Origin of the sequence: Pseudomonas sp. (assembly GCF_050739655.1) — a bacterium.
In the GTDB taxonomy this organism is placed as follows: domain Bacteria; phylum Pseudomonadota; class Gammaproteobacteria; order Pseudomonadales; family Pseudomonadaceae; genus Aquipseudomonas.
This window is the reverse complement of sequence record NZ_JBOIBY010000195.1, coordinates 1-1,072: the sequence shown is the minus strand read 5'-3', so window position 1 is coordinate 1,072 and position 1,072 is coordinate 1. Positions and strand designations below refer to the sequence as shown.

The window sequence follows — 1,072 nt, the reverse complement described above, 5'->3', positions numbered from 1 at the left end:
ACCGCAGACAGGTCGTAGCGCTCAGGGCTGAAGAACAGGTTGTTGAACAGGGTCTCGGCAGCGTCTTTGGTTGGCGGCTCGCCAGGACGCATCATGCGATAGATCTCGACCAGCGCTTCCAGTTGGTTGCTGGTGGAATCGATTTTCAGCGTGTCAGAAATGAACGGACCGCAGTCGATGTCGTTGGTGTACAGAGTTTCGATGCGAACGACACCGGCCTTGGCGATTTTCGCCAGGATCTCAGTGCTCAACTCGGTGTTGCACTCTGCCAGGATTTCGCCAGTTGCCGGATGCACGATGACCTTGGCGGTAGTGCGACCCAGGACGTAGTCCAGTGGCACTTCCAGCTCTTTGATCCCGGCTTTTTCCAGCTGGTTGATATGACGAGCGGTGATACGACGACCTTGCTCGACAATAACCTTACCTTTGTCGTCCTGGATATCCAGAACCGCAATTTCACCGCGCAAGCGCTGAGGCACGAGCTCCAGGCTCAGGTTCTCGCCTTTAACGTGGAATACGTTGGTTGTATAGAACGCGTCCAGCACTTCCTCGGTGGAATAACCGAGCGCGCGCAGCAGCACCGAAGCTGGCAGCTTGCGACGACGGTCAATACGCACGAACACGCAGTCTTTCGGGTCGAACTCGAAGTCCAACCACGAACCGCGGTAAGGGATGATGCGAGCGGAGTACAGCAGTTTACCGGAGCTGTGCGTCTTGCCACGGTCGTGGTCAAAGAACACGCCCGGGGAACGGTGCAACTGGGAAACAATCACACGCTCGGTACCATTGATTACGAAGGTACCGTTCTCAGTCATCAGGGGGATTTCACCCATGTAGACTTCTTGCTCTTTGATGTCCTTGATCGCTTTATTCGACGATTCTTTGTCGAAAATGATCAGGCGCACTTTTACCCGCAAAGGTACGGCGTAAGTCACACCGCGCAATACGCATTCTTTGACATCAAATGCCGGTTCGCCCAGGCGATAACCGACGTACTCCAGCGCAGCATTGCCGGAGTAGCTGATGATCGGGAAAACGGATTTGAAGGCCGCATGCAGGCCCACGTCGCGGA

Annotated in this window: 1 pseudogene; it reads right to left on the bottom strand. The window is 55.2% G+C overall.

The annotated features are described in order from the left end of the window. A pseudogene (rpoB, locus tag ACRESJ_RS09420) lies at positions 1-1,072 on the bottom strand (DNA-directed RNA polymerase subunit beta); the annotation flags it as partial.